25 protein-coding genes are annotated in these 18,034 nt (G+C 36.9%); 6 read left to right on the top strand and 19 right to left on the bottom strand.

Features of this window, described 5'->3' with window-relative positions; genetic code table 11:
• Both MHH95_RS15270 and MHH95_RS15275 read right to left on the bottom strand, forming a co-directional pair.
• Positions 1 to 663, bottom strand: a complete 663-nt coding sequence (locus MHH95_RS15270; RefSeq protein ID WP_191699927.1) for a methionine ABC transporter permease — start codon at positions 661 to 663, stop codon at positions 1 to 3.
• Complete coding sequence (locus tag MHH95_RS15275; protein WP_340728290.1) at positions 656 to 1,402, bottom strand: methionine ABC transporter ATP-binding protein; 747 nt, start codon at positions 1,400 to 1,402, stop codon at positions 656 to 658. The genes MHH95_RS15270 and MHH95_RS15275 overlap by 8 nt, the downstream gene beginning before the upstream one ends.
• A gap of 235 nt (positions 1,403 to 1,637) precedes the next feature.
• Between MHH95_RS15275 and MHH95_RS15280 the strand changes: the two genes are divergently transcribed.
• A complete protein-coding gene (locus MHH95_RS15280; RefSeq protein ID WP_191699929.1) occupies positions 1,638 to 1,934 on the top strand; it encodes a hypothetical protein in 297 nt (98 codons plus the stop codon).
• 80 nt (positions 1,935 to 2,014) lie between these two features.
• Here the strand turns inward: MHH95_RS15280 and MHH95_RS15285 are convergent, their stop codons facing one another.
• Both MHH95_RS15285 and MHH95_RS15290 read right to left on the bottom strand, forming a co-directional pair.
• A complete protein-coding gene (locus MHH95_RS15285; protein ID WP_225231232.1) occupies positions 2,015 to 2,509 on the bottom strand; it encodes a hypothetical protein in 495 nt (164 codons plus the stop codon).
• Between the two features lie 12 nt (positions 2,510 to 2,521).
• Positions 2,522 to 3,124: a hypothetical protein gene (locus MHH95_RS15290; RefSeq protein WP_191699930.1), complete on the bottom strand. Its 603-nt coding sequence runs from the start codon at positions 3,122 to 3,124 to the stop codon at positions 2,522 to 2,524.
• A 414-nt stretch (positions 3,125 to 3,538) separates the two neighbouring features.
• On the opposite strand from MHH95_RS15290, the gene MHH95_RS15295 reads away from it, so the two are divergent.
• Together MHH95_RS15295 and MHH95_RS15300 are read left to right on the top strand one after the other, a co-directional pair.
• Positions 3,539 to 4,087: a sigma-70 family RNA polymerase sigma factor gene (locus MHH95_RS15295; protein WP_340728291.1), complete on the top strand. Its 549-nt coding sequence runs from the start codon at positions 3,539 to 3,541 to the stop codon at positions 4,085 to 4,087.
• Positions 4,071 to 4,868 carry a hypothetical protein gene (locus MHH95_RS15300; protein ID WP_340728292.1) on the top strand — a complete coding sequence of 266 codons (798 nt, stop codon included), beginning with the start codon at positions 4,071 to 4,073 and terminating at the stop codon, positions 4,866 to 4,868. The genes MHH95_RS15295 and MHH95_RS15300 overlap by 17 nt, the downstream gene beginning before the upstream one ends.
• Positions 4,869 to 5,096: 228 nt before the next feature.
• On the opposite strand, the gene MHH95_RS15305 is transcribed toward MHH95_RS15300, so the two are convergent.
• The 8 genes from MHH95_RS15305 to MHH95_RS15340 all read right to left on the bottom strand — a co-directional run bounded on the left by MHH95_RS15305 (position 5,097) and on the right by MHH95_RS15340 (position 11,251).
• Entirely contained in the window at positions 5,097 to 6,314 is a 1,218-nt protein-coding gene (locus MHH95_RS15305; protein WP_340728293.1) for a glutathionylspermidine synthase family protein, read from the bottom strand.
• Positions 6,315 to 6,322: 8 nt separating this feature from the next.
• Positions 6,323 to 6,778, bottom strand: coding sequence for an RNA helicase (locus MHH95_RS15310; protein WP_340728294.1), 456 nt, complete (start codon positions 6,776 to 6,778; stop codon positions 6,323 to 6,325).
• A gap of 17 nt (positions 6,779 to 6,795) precedes the next feature.
• Positions 6,796 to 7,194 (bottom strand): DUF350 domain-containing protein, encoded by a 399-nt coding sequence (locus tag MHH95_RS15315; RefSeq protein ID WP_191699936.1) that lies wholly within the window; start codon positions 7,192 to 7,194, stop codon positions 6,796 to 6,798.
• Between the two features lie 15 nt (positions 7,195 to 7,209).
• On the bottom strand, positions 7,210 to 7,542 hold the full coding sequence (locus MHH95_RS15320; RefSeq protein ID WP_339212760.1) for an aminotransferase yhxA: 333 nt from the start codon (positions 7,540 to 7,542) through the stop codon (positions 7,210 to 7,212).
• 633 nt (positions 7,543 to 8,175) lie between these two features.
• A complete protein-coding gene (locus MHH95_RS15325; RefSeq protein ID WP_340728295.1) occupies positions 8,176 to 8,484 on the bottom strand; it encodes a hypothetical protein in 309 nt (102 codons plus the stop codon).
• Positions 8,485 to 8,741: 257 nt separating this feature from the next.
• Positions 8,742 to 9,605 carry a M23 family metallopeptidase gene (locus MHH95_RS15330; RefSeq protein WP_340728779.1) on the bottom strand — a complete coding sequence of 288 codons (864 nt, stop codon included), beginning with the start codon at positions 9,603 to 9,605 and terminating at the stop codon, positions 8,742 to 8,744.
• Positions 9,606 to 9,888: 283 nt separating this feature from the next.
• Positions 9,889 to 10,767 carry a dehydrogenase gene (locus MHH95_RS15335; protein WP_340728296.1) on the bottom strand — a complete coding sequence of 293 codons (879 nt, stop codon included), beginning with the start codon at positions 10,765 to 10,767 and terminating at the stop codon, positions 9,889 to 9,891.
• Positions 10,757 to 11,251, bottom strand: coding sequence for an RNA polymerase sigma factor (locus tag MHH95_RS15340; protein WP_340728297.1), 495 nt, complete (start codon positions 11,249 to 11,251; stop codon positions 10,757 to 10,759). The genes MHH95_RS15335 and MHH95_RS15340 overlap by 11 nt, the downstream gene beginning before the upstream one ends.
• A 148-nt stretch (positions 11,252 to 11,399) precedes the next feature.
• On the opposite strand from MHH95_RS15340, the gene MHH95_RS15345 reads away from it, so the two are divergent.
• Positions 11,400 to 11,591 (top strand): hypothetical protein, encoded by a 192-nt coding sequence (locus MHH95_RS15345; protein ID WP_340728298.1) that lies wholly within the window; start codon positions 11,400 to 11,402, stop codon positions 11,589 to 11,591.
• A gap of 91 nt (positions 11,592 to 11,682) precedes the next feature.
• On the opposite strand, the gene MHH95_RS15350 is transcribed toward MHH95_RS15345, so the two are convergent.
• The gene (locus MHH95_RS15350; RefSeq protein WP_340728299.1) at positions 11,683 to 12,183 is read right to left on the bottom strand and encodes a DUF1648 domain-containing protein; all 501 of its coding nucleotides are present in this window, start codon (positions 12,181 to 12,183) and stop codon (positions 11,683 to 11,685) included.
• Between the two features lie 104 nt (positions 12,184 to 12,287).
• Here MHH95_RS15350 and MHH95_RS15355 point away from each other — a divergent pair, with 104 nt between their 5' ends.
• Entirely contained in the window at positions 12,288 to 12,941 is a 654-nt protein-coding gene (locus MHH95_RS15355; protein WP_340728300.1) for a DedA family protein, read from the top strand.
• Positions 12,942 to 13,004: 63 nt separating this feature from the next.
• Here MHH95_RS15355 and MHH95_RS15360 read toward each other — a convergent pair whose 3' ends face one another.
• Genes MHH95_RS15360 through MHH95_RS15380 form a run of 5 tightly spaced genes read right to left on the bottom strand, consistent with a single transcriptional unit; the run spans position 13,005 to position 17,139 of the window.
• Positions 13,005 to 13,487, bottom strand: coding sequence for a chemotaxis protein CheW (locus MHH95_RS15360; RefSeq protein ID WP_340728301.1), 483 nt, complete (start codon positions 13,485 to 13,487; stop codon positions 13,005 to 13,007).
• A 13-nt stretch (positions 13,488 to 13,500) separates the two neighbouring features.
• Complete coding sequence (locus MHH95_RS15365) at positions 13,501 to 14,610, bottom strand: M20/M25/M40 family metallo-hydrolase (RefSeq protein WP_340728302.1); 1,110 nt, start codon at positions 14,608 to 14,610, stop codon at positions 13,501 to 13,503.
• Between the two features lie 49 nt (positions 14,611 to 14,659).
• The gene (locus MHH95_RS15370; RefSeq protein WP_340728303.1) at positions 14,660 to 15,640 is read right to left on the bottom strand and encodes a hypothetical protein; all 981 of its coding nucleotides are present in this window, start codon (positions 15,638 to 15,640) and stop codon (positions 14,660 to 14,662) included.
• Positions 15,641 to 15,672: 32 nt separating this feature from the next.
• Positions 15,673 to 16,407, bottom strand: a complete 735-nt coding sequence (locus tag MHH95_RS15375) for an AAA family ATPase (RefSeq protein WP_340728304.1) — start codon at positions 16,405 to 16,407, stop codon at positions 15,673 to 15,675.
• Positions 16,408 to 16,446: 39 nt separating this feature from the next.
• Positions 16,447 to 17,139, bottom strand: coding sequence for an AIM24 family protein (locus tag MHH95_RS15380; RefSeq protein ID WP_340728305.1), 693 nt, complete (start codon positions 17,137 to 17,139; stop codon positions 16,447 to 16,449).
• A gap of 150 nt (positions 17,140 to 17,289) precedes the next feature.
• On the opposite strand from MHH95_RS15380, the gene MHH95_RS15385 reads away from it, so the two are divergent.
• Positions 17,290 to 17,679, top strand: a complete 390-nt coding sequence (locus MHH95_RS15385) for a general stress protein (RefSeq protein ID WP_340728306.1) — start codon at positions 17,290 to 17,292, stop codon at positions 17,677 to 17,679.
• Positions 17,680 to 17,681: 2 nt separating this feature from the next.
• On the opposite strand, the gene MHH95_RS15390 is transcribed toward MHH95_RS15385, so the two are convergent.
• A complete protein-coding gene (locus MHH95_RS15390) occupies positions 17,682 to 18,032 on the bottom strand; it encodes a hypothetical protein (protein WP_340728307.1) in 351 nt (116 codons plus the stop codon).
• Between the last annotated feature and the right edge of the window lie 2 nt (positions 18,033 to 18,034).

The raw sequence follows: 18,034 nt of genomic DNA on the forward strand, positions 1-18,034 counted from the left end.
CTATCTTTTATCCAACCATCTTGCTACAGTCGTTCCAAGCAATTGAATGAGCTGTACCAAAATAATCATAATCAAAATCATGTAAAGCATTAAATCTGTTTTGAATTGCTGATAGCCGTAACGAATGGCAAAATCACCAATCCCACCACCACCAACAACCCCCATTATTGTGGAATACGAAATAAAGCTGACAATCGACGTTGTTAAACCAAGTACAAGCCCCGAGCGCGCCTCCACATAAAGAAAGCTAAAAATAATTCGTTTAACTGATGCTCCCATTGATACCGCAGCCTCGATCACACCTTTTGGTACATCCAGCAATGATTGCTCGACAAGCCTTGCATAATGGGCGATGGCAATAATCGATAGTGGGATTGTAGCTGCAACCGTACCAATTGCAGTCCCTACAATTAGCCTTGTAAAAGGTATCAAAAATACGACGAGCAATAAAAATGGAAACGAGCGGATTGTATTTACAGCTAAGTTCAGTATATTGTAGACGATGCGATTTTCTAGTAACTTCCCTTTGCCGCAAAGAAATAAATATGTACCAATTGGCAGTCCGATAAGTACAGCCGCGATAATGGATACGCCTACCATGAAGAACGTTTCGCTTACCGCCCGCCATATCTCGGCTTCATATTGGATGAGTACATTAGGCATGTCCATCTCCACCTTTCACAAGCTGATTAACAAAGCTTTGGGGGTGATGGTCCGTTTCCTTTATGCCTGTCGGTACTAAATCCACTGTTTCATAAATTTGACCGGCATCCATAACCGTTGCGCGATGGCAGATGCTTTTGACTACATCAAGCTCATGACTAACGAGCACAATCGTTACACCTAGCGTTTCATTTACCTTTTGTAGTACACGCAGGATTTCCGCTGATGTATTCGTATCGAGTGCAGAGGTCGGCTCATCGCAAAGCAATACTGCCGGTTCATTTGCAAGCGCCCTCGCTATTGCGACACGCTGCTTTTGCCCGCCGCTTAGCTGTGCAGGATATTGCTGAGCAAACTGTTCAAGCCCGACAAATTTCAGACATTCCAAAACACGCGCCTGACGTAATTGTTTTGGATAATTCGCTAATGAGAGGGCAATTTCTACATTAGCGAAGACGGTCTTATTCGCTACTAAGTGAAAATGCTGAAAAATCATCCCAATCGATTTTCTCGCTTCCCGAAGCTGTGTACTATTTAACTCGGTCAGCTGCTGGCCATTGATAATAACAGCACCACAATCAGGAACTTCCAACAAGTTCATCAAACGTAGCAACGTCGATTTCCCAGCTCCACTAGCTCCAATAAGACCGTGAATTTCCCCATTTTCAATCGTTAACGTCACATTATGAACAGCCTCAAACGTACCAAATTTTTTTGAAATTTGCTGTAATTGTATCACTAGAAAAACACCCCTACTCCTTACCCAATCGATTTCTAATTATAGTAGATATTTCATCAATGACCAAGGGAAAGATATTTTAAACAATCTGTATATCTACAAAAATAGCATGATATCAGGGAAAGATGGGTCAATAATGCAAATTATACTATTCCGAAAAAATATTCTAAATTTTTAATTTTTTGATAGATTTTCACTCCTATTTACTATATATTTTGATAAAGGGGGTGATTAAATGTTCCATCCTGGCATCCTGCAAGAAACAAACCCATATTATGAAATCGACGTTTTCTTCGGTATTGAACAGAATCCATCGTTTGTTTCTATTATTTTGGATAAGGAAAAATATTCTGTGACTATTTCATTAAACGAGCCTGAAAATGAATTCTCGGAGATAAGATTGGAGGATAACGTAGAAATAATAAAAGTAGTTTTTGAAAGTTTAGGTGCTGCCAGCAATTACTACACCCATGTAAGAAACCCCATGAGTATCAATAACATTGTAAAAAATTTCAAAAGCAAGGAGCAATAACTGCATCATGAATATACATAACTAAAGCCATCCACAAATAATGAAGTGGATGGCTATTTTTCTGATCAATTTGTCTCCCATTACTGATGCCATTCAAAGAGTAAAATGCGATTTTCCTCTTTCTGATAAATTGCCGTAAATGTATCGAAATCACCATTTTCTGATCGATGGAAGTAATAATCACCCGGTTTTAAATTGGTAGTATATGCTGCAATCACATTTTTGAATGCTTCATCTTGCTGAATTTTATACATATTTTGAACTCTATTTATAAAATTATTAACAAGCCGATTAGCCGCAATTAAATTTTCATCAGTTACTTCTTCAAAATCACGTAGTTGTTCTGGATTAACAACAAGATCATATCGCAATTCATTCACCCACTCCCCATCCCCACGTGCGGGATATTTAGTAGACCAAACGCCGATTATTTCATTTGGAACTGGTAGCTCCACATCCCAGCGTTCCTTATATTGCACCACCATTTCTTCAGGTGTTACAGAAACCCGGTAGGAGGCAATATAGATGAACAAAATGACAAGCCCAATAAATAAAGAAATGATAATTTTCTTCATAGTGTCTCCTTTTTACTTCATGATCAACGCTTTTAAAAACGATTCAAGATGCATGTTATCGTCATGTTGCAGCACCTTTATTAATTCATCCGAATCCGCTATATTTTTATCCATCAGCTTCCTCAGTAAAAGGCCTAAACAATCTCTTGTTATGAGCTGACTATTTGTTTGCTCATAGGACGCATCGAAATAGTTGGCAATGGCTAAATATTCAGCATTGTCATATAAATTAAGCATTGTCTGTGGGGACTCGTCATGTTGAATCAAAATTTGTAGTGATAAATGAATGCACCGTTCATATTTGGCAATTGTATCCGCATCTATAAAAGGCTCGTGAGCTTCTGGGGTTGGTTGTTCATTGATAAACTGCTGATCGAGTGCCCAGCGGTATATGTCATTTTCATTATCATAATAACTCGGATCGCCAAATTGTATAACAAAGCCGCATTGCTGACAAATGGCTGTATTATGTACAAATGTAACTTGAATTCCTGGTTTTTCAACATCTGTAAACGTTTCAATAGGGATAAAAATATCGTGGGAGCAGATATGACAAAGGATGGGCTTTTTAAAAATATATAAACGGCTCTCTTCTGATACTAAGTGATCTACCATTTAATCACCCACCTGAACATATTCAATCGTACTTACCCCATTAAGTTCTCGTTCTTCAAATTTCATTTCATGAGCGCATGTAATACAGGAGAAAGATTGCAGTGTTAATTTCTTTCTTTGCACACCCGGCTCATGATTAGTCAATTTCACAAAGACTTCCCGGTGCCTAAATCTAGTTTCTTCGCAAAATAAACAAACTAACGGCTTACCTATTACGTTCACCTCATATATACCTCTTCTTCTCACCATTTACTAGCACCTCTATCCGTAGTGAATTTGTAATTTACTACCATTATATAGTAACTCTAACGTATTCTAATAGAGATGAACTTTATTATTTATAGTTTTATCCCAAAATTTTATGAGTCATTACCAAATTGAGAGTCGTCTAATTAATAAAGGGAGGTGCAATGCGTGATAGATCTTGAAGCAGATTATTCAGAAGCTTCATCAGATGAAATCCTAAATCAACTGATGGAGGACTATGCAACTGATTTAAAAAGAATCGCTTTCTTATATGTAAATGATCTGTCTGAGTGTGAGGATATTATTCAGGAAGTCTTTATTTCTTGTTATCAAAAGTTACCCAGCTTCCGCCATGAATGCAGTTATAAGACTTGGTTAATCCGTATTACGATTAATAAATGTAAGGATTACAAGAAACGGTGGAGTATTAAAAAGCTTATTTATAAACCCATTATTTCAACGGTTTATACTGTACCCTCTGCAGAAGAACAATTTATGTATGAACAGAATTCTAAAACTATGATAGAACAAATAGCCAAGCTACCAGCTAAATATAAAGAGGTGCTCATCCTTTATTATTATCAGGAATTGACGATGACTGAAATAAGTGAAATCCTCAACATAAATATTAATACGATTAAATCAAGATTACTTCGCGGAAAGAAAATGCTACAAAACAAATTGGAAAGGAGTCATACTAGTGGACAACTTCGATAAACAGGTGAAAGAAGAGATTCAGGGATACTTAGATAAACACGTACACTTTTCTCGCGAAGAAAGTCAGCAAATTCGCAGTAAGACAGTAAATAAAAGCTCAACTAAAAGCTTTCATGGAGTTTATTATACCGTTTTGGCTGCAGCCATTATTTTAATTTCTATTCTAAGTGTACCGCTATTTAAAACTACAAACTTTAATAGTAATACCCCAGCCGATTATATTGCAGTAGAAGAAAAGGAAACAAATGACAATAAGGAAATAAAAGCTTCTTTAGATCAACGTGTTAATGGAAATGCATTTAAAAGAAGTAGGCAAATGTTACCAAATGAAATCACAGACAAATTACAATTAGCCGTAATTAATGCTCCGGAAAAGTATAGACTTACAAAAGCAAGTTATAATTACTGGTCAAATAGCGGGGAATCAATCGATATTACCTTAGCCTTAAGTTTTAATAGCCAACAAAATTCTTACTTCACACAAATTTTTAAAGGGCAAGTTAAACTTGAAGACAACCATAAGGTAATAGAAAAATCGGGTAACTGGAAACTCATTCCCGAATCTGAAACTTCTAGTGGTGATAATAAATACATCATCGCTGTTTCAGAAATCGTAGTGAATCAAGAAAAGTATACAATAATTGTTCAAACATACGACATCCATGATGATTTTTACGAAAACCCTTATTCTAAAACGGATATTGTAAATTTTTTAGAATCTTTACAACTAAAAGTTGCAGTAAAGAATTTGTTAGAGATAAATACCGAGGATTCCATGTAATTTAAATATGTATGATATCTTCTGCTATATAAAGATTTTTCACATAAAAAAGGACATGCTTTCACCTCTTCGATAAATCAGAAGCATTCTCCCTCATCTCTTTAAAAAAGCTTAGCAAAATTTCGCTAAGCTTTTAACGTGTATATTGCCTAATGGCCCCATTCCTAATCGCATCTCTTGGCAAATGCCGCCCCTGGAACAGTTCTATAAACTAACTCTGCTAGCGAATTACCGTTTTTTCATTCCTATTGGCAAATAATAAGAAAGATTATTTGTAATCATCCCACCTACCCGTAAACCGTTTGCTGCAGGCTTTCCACTTATTAGAAAGCTGCCGACTAATAGTTCTCCTGTTTGTGTACCCTTCTCACTTTGGAAAGTTGTTTTTGGCTGCTCGATATATTGCTGATAAACTTTCGGATATTGAAGATACGATTTTTGTTTATCCTCTTTTAGGAGCTGCCCACCTGCGTCATATATTTCGACCGTATCCCCTTCACGTCCAAATACCGGTTTCTTTACATAGCGCATCCCTTTTTCAATAAAAGGTTGTTCTTCCAAATAGGTCGGCAGAAAATATTCAGCAATCCACTCATGCTCATCCGCTGTAAAAAAGGCATTTCGTTCCTCATGTAATCCCCAAATGACCGCCTGCACCGCCTTATTTTGCAGTAAAAAAGCGGACGGCGGGTTAAGTATGGTCAACAGGTTTTGCTCGACAAGCTCTAATAGCCACAATCCGATTTTGTTCTGTTCATCATCTTCGTCCATTAGCAGATTTTCAATCGGGAAAGTAGGACGGTAAAGCAGATCAACCCGCTTACCGTTCTCGTCAAACAACCCAATACCTCTTTGAATTTGTAGTTGTGACAGTGACGTAAATTTCGCGTGAGGTACAAATTGCATTAAGTAAAGCGTTGTATAATAGTCTTCTATATTTTGGTCATGTGCGGTGAAAACGATATGGGCATTAGGGGAAAAGATGCTTTGGGCTACACTTTTCCGGATTGTGCTTTTTAATAATGGTTCCATTCCAGCATTCGGATTTTCCATGCCAAACGCATTGCATATATGCTCATTTACAACAAACAATTCCTTAATAAATGTTGGCGTATCAGCATTCATTTCGATGCACTTATAGCTGCCTTCATGCGGAATAAAATCAAAGCGGGCAATGACACTTTCAGCATCCAGGGTTTTCAAACGGAGAAAATGCAGTGTTTCTTTTGGGTAGCCCATTTCAAGTAATGCCTCATCCGGAATGTTTCGCAACAAGTGAGCCACCTTAAAAAAGATTTTCCCAACACATTCCGTCGCCAACCGAATTTTTTTAACTTCTACCTCTTTCACTTCATATAGATCGTAAAGTGCGTATTCTTCATTATATAAATCCGCCCAAAAATGTTCTATATTCGAATAAAACTGTTGTCGCTCCCTGTTAGTCATGAAATTTTTCAGCCCACTTTCAACTCTGTTGCGTAAATTACATACACACCGCGGTCTTCATCAATTTCGGTAGAAGTAACAAGCATTTGCCCGATTTCGGGAATATCCACAATATCCTTTAGTAAATAGCGGATCACTTCAAAGTGCGTATCACAAGGAATACGTCCGAACAAACGGTAATTTTCACGTTCGTTCGGGCTTCTGAATTCAATATGAATGCCCCGTTCGCGGAAACTTTGCTCATCCTCGCCTGATAAATTGCGCCCGATCTCTTTTAAAACGAGCACTTCCATTTCATCTTCCATTTCATTCGATATAAGTTCATACTGTGTACCGCGCATAATAAAATAAGAGCAAAGCTGGCGCGCATAAAATTCATCCGGCCCAACATTAGTTTCCGTATATTCATAAAATGGCTCGAAATGTCCATTTCCTCTATCTATATAGTAAATTAACCGCTTCAATATTTTCTCTCCTCAGACTAATAAGATATACATTTTGCTACAATCCAGCCAACCGCTATGGATAGAGATAATAACATCGTCCCAACTGCACGATTGTCTTCTTCAATCGCCTTTTGAATACTGAAGCGAATTGTTATTAGTTCTGCAACAAAGAATACAATTACTTGCGCCACTATTCCGATTGCACCCCAAATCGCCATATCCAATAACGAAATCGAATATTCGGCAGCTGCACCTAATACAATCGCTAGTCCTACTACTTTCCCGCCTAACAGCATAGCGGCTGCTACATTCTTTTGTGAAATCAACTGAAACTCTTTAATCTTTGGCGTACTTAACGCAAACAGTACCATACCGATTATAAGTAAACCCAATGATACACCGAGATATGATAAAAAATTCAAATATCCATTCATGCTTTTTTGTCTCTCCTATCCACCGAAACTTTTTGTACCACTACCAAACCCAGAGCTGGACTGAGTGGCTTTAAAACTTGAACTGTTTTTATAACTGTTATAATTACTGTTACTATGTAGTGCCGATTTATTGTTATAGTACCTGCCGCCATAATAGTACGCCCCATAATAGCCTGAGCGACTTTCATCACATCGCCAAACACCATCTTCCTCTGACCAGTCCCAATCATTACAGCTTTTATCAGTAGGCTTTGGCGGTAAACTGTTTGTCGAAGTCCCGCACCCAGCCAAGGTTAATGAAAGTGCTGTTGCGGAAATACCGACCATCAATTTCTTTGTTTTCTCCATTTTGCTGCCTCCATTTCCTTTCCACTTTTAATGTACGAAAAAATCGTTAAAAAAGATTCCAAAAATTAATATATTTTTATATTGATGTAATTCTAATAAGGAGTATATTTGCAGAACAAAAACCCTGTTTAAGAAAACAGGGGAGACTGAGACAAACTCTTAAAAATGTTTTTTATAATGATATTAATATTAAACCGTAAATTTCCATTCCGGGACCGATGCTTTCCCCGGGCACGGATCCAGCTAACTAAATTGTGCCTACAACGGCAGGCACAATTTAGTTAGTGGATCTTCCGCGCGGTGCTCCTGCGGTTACTCGTCGCATAAATAATTGCTCCTGCGGTTACTCGTCGCAAAATAAATTTTGCTGTTCCCAGTGGAGTCACGGTCCCTGCATTCCAATCAACTTATTCACCGCTTTAAATAAAGTGAGATACGATATCTACGATGACTAGTAATTAATGAACGTGAACAACTTGTTCCTGCTAAGCACCTATTTAAAATTTATAATAAAAAGACATAAGGTTTCTCGGACCTTTTGTCGACATTCTGCAGGATTCTTCTTTAAGTAATATAGAAATTTTCTATCTTTGGATAACTATAATAGCAACCTTAAACCTGTGTTCTGCTAATTCATTCCGGCATATTGTATCGAGGGAAAAAATAATACATTAAAAATACTCCAAATAGTAAGCAGATGGTCGGACCAATAATTGTTCCATCTAGATAACCTAAGATTCCCATAATAAAAGATATGAGACCAAACCACGCAGCAAGAGAATTCACAATATAAGAATAAATTAAGCCAATAAACAATAATATCCGTTCCAAAAAATGATCTAATTTAGGCTCTTTAACAAATCGGATAATACTTAAAACAATGCTCCAAATCAATAGGATCGGGATCCCCCATAATAAAATCCATCCCAATAACTGTATCATTTTTATTACATCCTCCAAATTTTTTTAAATTCTCTATAGGATATTTTAATATATTTAAGATTGCTATTTGAAAGAGAAATTTACGTATACATACGAAAGTATTTACTTTATAAATATTAATACAAAGAAAAACCACCATTTCGGTACTGTACCTTAAAATTTAGAACAGGTTTCTAAATAAAAGTCGACACTATCTATATGGTGGGATTTTATTTGTAATGGAGACTTATTTATAACAGTAATTATAGAAAGATAGTTTAACTCGGCTTCAATATTTCCCCTTGAATAAGGTCAGATTCATCCGAAAATTGAATGCGCAATAATTTTGCTTGCATGAAATTAGCATGATTCATCACTTGAAAATGGATATGAGCTTCAGAGGAGTAGCCTGAGTTCCCGCATAAACCCAATAGGTCCCCAGTCTTTACATGGTCCCCTATGTTTACACAAATCGAATCCTTTTTTAAGTGAGCAATCATACTAAATTCATTCTTTTCATGTGCAATAATACAATAGTTACCTAGAATATTCTCTTCATCTCTTTCGCCTGGTATATTGTCTTTTATCGAATCCATTACTTGGACAACAGTTCCATCAGCAGGAGCTACAACTTCAGCTCCGAAGGCAAAATAATTTTCGTTTTTTAGTGGGCAACCTCTGTATGTCTGATTATTAACTAATTTCGCAAAACCATATGCATATCTTATTTGTTCAAATGAATAATGGTAGTTCAAATATTCTTGCGTGCCATTCCAAAAAACAAACCATTCATCCGTAATCGGCATCCTGTATGTATTCTTTGTCCTTATTTGTTCACTCATTGTATATGTTGTCTCAAACAGTCTAAAATATAGTCCCTGAATGATATCGTATTCATCAAAAGCTATTATTACCGCCTTCGTTTGTGCGTCATCAACCCATATATATCGGTACAAGCCATGAATAATATTGGATGCGATACAATTATATTGACTCACACCATTATTAAACTTAATAGATAGTTTTAAAAATTCTTCAAAAGATACAAGTTTCTGAAATGTAATGGAAGTATTTTCATAGATTATTTTATAGTTCCTTTGTAAAAAAAACTCACCAAACCTTTCCTTTAGTTGATAGTCCATATACAAAACAACACCCCCAAATTTATTCTGAATTATAAGAATATTTTAACAAATAATATTGTTTTTGTCATCGTATTTTAAGGTTTAAGAGTAATAAAAAAGCTTAAAAAATAGCGGCATTCGTAACAAAACCGTTTCACTTTAGCAATTTTATAAATTTACAATTTTTGTCATATATTTGATATTAACCATTTCCTCTATAATTAAGTAGTTTATAAAAAAAGTACCCAACGGAAAGACTTTCTACTGTCCCTCCGATTGAGTACATTTAAGATATTTTCTGTTAGTACGTAACTATCCAGCTGATAAAAAGCAAAACAATAAGCAAAATTTTATACTTTTCCACTTTTAAAATATTCAAATTTGTAATATGCCGTTTCATCGGTAGCCACATACTAAAGCCGTAACCAACTGTTAATAGTATTAAAAGCGGTTTATACAACGGTCCGATTGTATTATGATACCAAAAAAGCAGAGCTAAAATAGTTAAATTAATTGTTAAAGAAACCCCTAAGCCCCGAATTTTAGTTGGTCTATAAAGTTTTCTGCGATTATAATAAATGGCAGTAAAGCCATTCATCAGAAGCACTGCTACAGCAATCCATATAATCGGAAACTGAATTTTATAATGCGCATCAAATAAATCTGAATAAATCGCCGTTGGATACTCTTCATATCCGGGGTAATACAGTTCTTGCTTAATATCATATAAATAATTCCCTGCCAATTCATATTGATGCTGTTCCCCGTTTTTATATAAAACGACAATATCATAATGATGATGATTATACTTTTCAGGAGCTGTGATTGTCGGAAGTTCCTCTAAATTTTCAAATAAAGTCACAATACTGGGGGTTGTTATATTTTCTACACCCATATAATTTGAAGATGATTTCCCTCTAAATTGCGATTCTCCAAGATATTTATACGAGGTGATTTTAGCAATTTCACCTGAAGCTGCCTGATTTATTTGATTACTGGATGTATAAAATAAAAATAGGGCGATGAAACAAATTGATGCAATGACGAGCAATTCTCGCAGAGGTTTCAATGAAATAGACTCTTTTACTGGTTGATCTTTTATTTTGTTTAATATCGTTTGTTTTAACCGTTCATTTTCGGGGATTTTGTTTAACTCTTGTAATCGTTCATCATGCTTCATCGATTTCACCTCCCAAAATATGCTGCAATGCTTTCATTGCACTTCTTTGTGTATTGGCTATTTTCATAGCTGTTAAACCCATAATGTCACATGTTTCCTGAATCGAGAGCTCTTCAATTTTGCGGTAAATAATCACTTCACGCTGCACGGGCTTTAATTGTTGAAGTGCTTCGTATAATTGCTTCCTTGCTTCCTCCTGCACTAGCCATTCATGTGGCACATAAACGAACTCCTGCTGTTCCGGAGCACTTTTAAATGGTAGCCATTGAATTAATGCTTTTTTCCGGTAATAGTCATAAACAAGATTTCGGGCGACTTGCCTTATATAGGTTTGAAAATTAGCGACGTTTTCTGTATTAGATTTATAAATCCGTAAAAAAGTATCCTGCGTCAAATCCTCAGCCAGTTGTGCATTGGATACCATATACCGTATGTATTGATATGTTTTATGAAAATGAAGCCCATACAACTCATCAAAGTCCATGTCTTTCACCTCTCTTATTTATATAGACGAACGAAACGATGAAATTTGTAATTAATTATAAAAAAATTATAAAGTACAAAAAGGTTTACATTAATCATTGTAGACTTAGTGAAGAATGGCCCAACATGAAAAACTGGAGTTGATCTAAATGGTAAATAAAATCAAGGATCTATTTACACCGAGACTACTCATCTGCACAAACTGCGCAAATAAAATTGAAGAAGGTGACCGTTTTATCGCACATATTACAATGCCTACTGAAAAGAAAATGCTTGTGTCAAGAATGGATCATGCCATTGCCAGAACGGCAAACCGTGTAATTTGTGAAAAGTGTCAATAAAACAGCAAACTAGCAAAAAAGCGTATTCGATGACTAAATCGAATGCGCTTTTTTAAGTTTAACCCTTTTAGGAGCATAACATTAGAAACTATCATTTTATCTTACTAGTTTTGATCATCTTCCAAATTAGTACGATGAACAGCACAATCAGAATTACAAAGAACGGCCAGCCAATTACAGCGTCATCACCTAATGCAATAGCAACGCTCCGGTATACGATGTAGGCAAATAATATATTAATTATATTTCGCATATAATTTAATGTTTGGCGACTGTTTTGATAGAAGGCTTCACGATTGGATTCGTTCAATCTTTCAGGGTAATTATGTGACTGAGGAAATTTTTCAAATACCATTAAAAAGAAATGCAATGCAATAGCAATGCCTGGTAATATTATAAGTTCCATTTTAGAGCCCCAACGATCAACAGTCCCGCTGCCGTCAAAATGAGCCGGAACTTCATTTGGCATGTCACGCCAGTTCATCACTAAAATGGCAATCATAACAGCCAATGCCACATAGCCAATAATATCCATTACCCATTCCGATCTCGTTTTTGGTATGTCTATTTTAGGTTGCTTTGGATTGTTCATCTTCTCTCACCTCACTCATTTATTCTCCGATGCTTTTTATAACATAAAAATGCCTGTATCCGTTATACTTGAATTTACTAATCCTATTGATAGGAGAACAATACATGCTACTTGATATCATTCAATTTTTACGGGAAATCGATCAGGTCATTTTTTATTACATAAAAGAACTCGGCTTATATATTTACGTACTATTATTTGCGGTCGTTTTCTCAAAAACTGCCTTTGTCATATTAACGTTCCTGCCGGGAGACAGTACGGTTTTTACGAGCGGTACATTAGCTGCGATTGGAAAGCTTGATTTAATTACATTACTGATTATATTTATTGTCGCAACAACACTTGCAGATAGCAACAATTACTTAATCGGTAAAATCGTTCGGACAATCCCGGAAAGGCGTAACCTTTTTATGCGATTCATTTCTGAAGAAACGAACGAAAAAGCGTTAAAATTTTTAGAGGAATATGACCGTGTTGCCATTACTTTTTCCCGGTTTGTTCCATTAATGCGAACGATGACTCCTTTTATATGCGGTTATTCCGGGTTATCCTACTCCACTTTTTTACGTTACAACTTTATTGGTGCCACACTTTGGACAGTCGTCTGGCTCGGTGGAGGTTTTTTACTCGGAAACATTCCTTGGGTAGAAGACAATATCGTGCTAACGTTGGCCATTATTTCGATTATTGTTTTCGGCTTTGCGGGATTCGCCTATTTAAAACAATTTAAAAAGAAAAAGACCATTCCCTTAAAGTGAAAAAAGGAGCTATCATTATATTTGATGATACGCTCCTTTTTTCGGTAAAACATGTACTTTCATTTATACGTTCGTTTGTTCGTCTGCGAGCATCTTTTGTAAATAGTCAATAATTTCACGCATGCCCTCAAGTGAATGAACGAGAATACTTGGGTCAACACAGGAAATCATGCGGTTCTCCAAATTCGCTACAGCTGTAAAATATTTCGTTTTATTATAATTAACAAGGCCTAGCTGTTTTAAAACGCCCTCTTCAAAATCAATAATTTCCTTCGCATCTACTACTAAAAGACCGTAGTTTATCATTTCCGTTTTTAATACGATAACTTTTGAGTTTTTCGTATCTGTTGGACGGTTGTATAAGATAGTCTGAAAATCAATGATCGGTGTAAGCTCCCCACGAATCCGTGAAAAACCTAATAAATAATTCGGTAAGTGCGGTATAGGTGTTACGCGCTCCAATTTTTCAATAGAGACAACTTGCTCAACTGGTACGGCATACTCTTCTGTCCCGCATAAAAATACGACTGCTTTTTCAAATCCCATATATGCTCACCTCTTATTTCGACGTTTCGATAATAATGGCTTCTAATAAATCGGCCAGCTTTTCCAGTTCTTCTATCGGCATTCTTTCGTTCGTTGTATGAATTTCCTCATAGCCTACCGATAAGTTTACTGTCGGAATTCCAAAGCCTGCAATGACATTCGCATCACTACCGCCTCCTGAAATACCTAACATTGGTGTGCGATCAACTGCCTCTACTGCAGCTTTTGCAATTTTCACCACTTGATCATCTTCTGTTACACGGAAACCAGGATACATTAATTTTACTTCCACTTCTGCACGTGCACCGTTTTCTTTTGCGACACGCTCGAATGTTTCTTTCATATGTGCTGTTTGAGCATTTAATTTTGCTTCATCGATTGAACGGGCTTCAGCTAAAATATTTACTTCATCACATACGATATTTGTCGCCTGTCCACCTTCAAAGCGACCGATATTTGCTGTTGTTTCTTCGTCCAAACGCCCAAGGTTCATTTGAGCAACAGCTTTGGCAGCTACCGTAATTGCTGAAATTCCTTTTTCCGGTGCAACACCTGCGTGTGCCTTTTTACCGATTACTTTTGCAAAAACTTTTGCCTGGAAAGGAGCTGCTACAACGATGCCGCCTACTTTTCCGTCACTGTCTACAGCAAAACCGTATTTCGCTATAATTTTCGATGGATCCAGTTCCTTTGCACCGACCAAGCCGCTTTCTTCACCGGCAGTAATAATGAATTGAATCGTACCATGTGCGACATTCTTTTCTTTTAAACGACGTGCCATTTCAAATAATGCTGCCATACCTGCTTTATCGTCCGCGCCCAAAATAGTCGTGCCATCAGAATAAATATAGCCATCTTCTCGAATTTCAGGCTTAATCCCTTTCCCTGGTACAACTGTGTCCATATGTACTGTGAAATAAATTGGTTCGATTGATTCATCGCCTTTTAATGTAGCGATAATATTGCCTGCCCCATGACCATTGCGTGTATGCGCATCATCCTGGTATACTTCAAAGCCCATTTGCTCCAATTTTTCTACTAATACAGGTGCAATGATTTCTTCGTGCTTTGTTTCCGAATCAATTTGCACTAATTGTAAAAACTCTTCTACTAAACGATTCATATTCCATAACTCCTTTTAACTAAACAAGTTTACGCTTTATTTTACGCCTCTATTTTTGAAAAAACAATGAAAGATCATCGGCATTCAGTATTGCTTCTTTCTGTTTTATGAGCGCTGCTTCTTTTCGTGATGCGATATCCAGCTTTTGCTCCAACTCACTAATTGTATTTGCGACATCATCCTGTACGCGTGAAATTTGATTCATAGATGTCGTAATTTTTGAATGGATCGACCAATCGGTGAAAATATTATCGAAGAAGTAATCGGTAAACATGACAAAACCGTCCGTATCAATAATGAGGGCATCCTGGCGTATTTCCTTCACATCCAGGAGTTCATTTTGGAAACGTTGTAAAGCAATTTGCGCACCATGTAAATAATTATTAGATTCTTTCAATTTATCGTGCTTCATCATCGTAGCCATAAATCCTCCGCCTAAAAACGTATCCCAGGTAGAATAGCTTTTCGCATCATTTAGCGCATATCCGGCGTCTGTTAGCTTTGTTAACGCATGGTTCCCCGCGTCAATCGCTTCCTTAATTTCTTTCATTAGCTGTCTGCATAACAGCTCCTGTTCGGTAATACTCGTAAGCTCAGCTGCGACATGTGCTGCATGTTGCTGTAGCCATTGCTGCTTTTGATCATTAATTTGCTTTAACTGCTGCCCCACATAAGGTTCATTAATCCCATTTAATTTATCAATCAGTTCGACGTGATCGTCCTGCAAATCCTCATATGTTAATTGAGCTTCTGTAAGCTTTAATTCTATGACTGCAACACGGTCAAGATTTTGCTCCATCAACTCATCCTTTTTCCCTGACCAACCACGGAATAAGTTGATAAAAGAAAAGTTCTCTAGCTTATTTAATTGTTGGCGTGCGTTTTGCAGATCCAGCTGATGTCGATCTATTTCCCGTTTCGCATGGGAGAGAAGTTTTTCCACATTTTCGATTTTTTTATGTAGCTTATCTGCTTCAAGCAACTGTAATTGATACTCTTCCGAAAGTTGGTGCAATTGCTGCCATTCCATACTTACCGCCTCCTATAATATAAACTTACCTTCTAGTCCTCTTCCTCTTCAAAAAGCTCTTTCAGCATTTTCTCCCGGTGTTTCAAAAAGTAGGATGTAATTTGATAATGCTCCGTTTGTTCATATTCAACCTGCTCGATGCCGTGTTCGTCAAATTGGTATATAACTGCATTCGGAAACCCTAGTAAAATCGGAGAATGTGTCGCAATAATAAACTGTACATTTCCCTCTTTAACTAAGTCATTTAATAATGTCAAAAAAGCCAACTGTCTGGCTGGAGACAACGCGGCTTCCGGCTCATCTAGTAAATAAATGGCCTGTTCTGTAAAACGATGCTGAAAAAGTGAAAAGAACGATTCCCCGTGAGATTGATGATGAAGCGATTTCCCCCCATATGCTTTATAGCCGTTCATATCGGTTTCATCTAAGTGGGAAGCAAACTGATAAAATGTTTCGGCACGCAGGAAAAAGCCGTTTGTCACTTTTGGCCACCATGAAAGTTTCACAAACTCTCCAAGCGCAGATTCAGCTTCATGCACCTCATATGCCTTATAATTTTGTGTACTGCCCCCTGCTGGATTGAAGCCGACTTGATCTGCAATCGCTTCGAGTAATGTTGATTTTCCTGCACCATTTTCGCCAACAAAAAAAGTAACTGGTACATCGACATCCAGCTCATTCATATGACGAATAAATGGAATGGAAAAAGGGTACTCACTATAATTAGGGATTTGATCTTTTTTTAATTTGATCGTTTTTAAAAACATAGGTCTACTCCTTCGAACATTGCTGTAAATTTTACTTCGTTAACTTTCTGACGACAAATACACTTCCTCAAACGGCTGAATAATTACAAAACCTTCTCCTGAAAACGCCATTTGAATTGATTCACTGCTCCCTCTGCCAATTAGCGTACGAAATGTAATATCTGTTACAAATTCCGGCTTTAAGTTACCAGACCAAGCTACTGTGGCGTTCGGATCGGTATAAACCGTCTCACCAGGCTTTACAATCAATGTTAATGGTTCAAAATGGGTAGTAATCGCTACTTTCCCTTTACCTTTTAGCGTCACATTAAACAAACCGCCTGCCATCATTCCGGCTATTTTACGCATTAAATGAATATCCCATTGAATAGTAGGTTCAAAAGCTAGCAAGTCGTTGCCATTGACACATAAACTTTCATTTTGTAAATCAAAGATTGTCACCTTTTTCCCTTGGTCCGCTAAATAGAGGCGCCCCTTACCTTTTGCCTTCATCAGCTGTGTACCCTCACCCGTCAGCGCCTTTTTAAACATTTTTGACATACCATGCTCAAGCATCCGCTCACGCTCAAACTTAATGGAACCAACATACGCAATCATCGCGCCCATTTTTGACCATACTTCCCCGTTCAAATTCACCTCTAGCACGCGCTCTGTTTCCAGTTCAAAAAAATCATTTTCCAGCTGGTCTTGCTGTGTTTTATTCACAAAATCACGAATGGAATAGTTCCCCATCAAAAAAAACCTCCCTTTTTATGATCTACGGATTGAAAGTGGTATAAGTTTCGAATTTTCTGCATTTTATATTTTTAATAGTATGATTTCATTTTGTTATTACTACCACTTCATTAAAAAATCCATTACAATGAAAAAAAAGAGGTGACAATGATGGAGTATCGACGTGAAATCGGGTTAGTATATTCAGTTGACGAAGCATTGGCAAAGCTTAATATTATTCGTGCGCATGGCTTTTCTGAGCATGAAATCCATCTATTTGCTAAAGATATCCGTCCTCTTCATTCTTTAAAAATGTATACCGAAATCAACATACACGCTGCCGGCAATTGGATGGATCAGATGATTAGCTTAATTACAGGTCAAAATGTATATGAAGTGAGCTTGCGGATTTTGCAGCTTACACAAGAGGAAGTCGCGCATTATGGTCACGGAATTGAGCAAGGGGCCATTTTTCTATTTGCTGAGCACGAGCATCCTTACGAAAAAGAACCGGTAAAACAAAGAGTTCCAGTCAATATCCCGAACGTTGTGGACTAGCCTTACAAAAAACTGCCGTTATTTATAACAAAATTATATATTAATGAACCAGCTATCAAAATACCGACAACTATATTCAACAGAATAACTAGTCGTTTCGGGAAAGGTATTTTTAGTAACGATGCAATGGACCAGTGAATAACACTATAAACAAATTGCACAAGTAAAGTACCCAATGTATAGAATGCAATATAAAACAGCCGTCCACTATTCGATATATCTCCCGGTGGTGCATCTGCTGCAATGAATAAAAGCATGCCCATAAACAGTTCTGATAAAAGATGGCAAAAGTAGCCGATAAAGCCGATCATCGCCGAATACAACAAAAAATTGATAACCTCTTTTAATTTCAATC

This window comes from Solibacillus sp. FSL K6-4121 (assembly GCF_038002585.1).
Lineage (GTDB): Bacteria > Bacillota > Bacilli > Bacillales_A > Planococcaceae > Solibacillus > Solibacillus faecavium.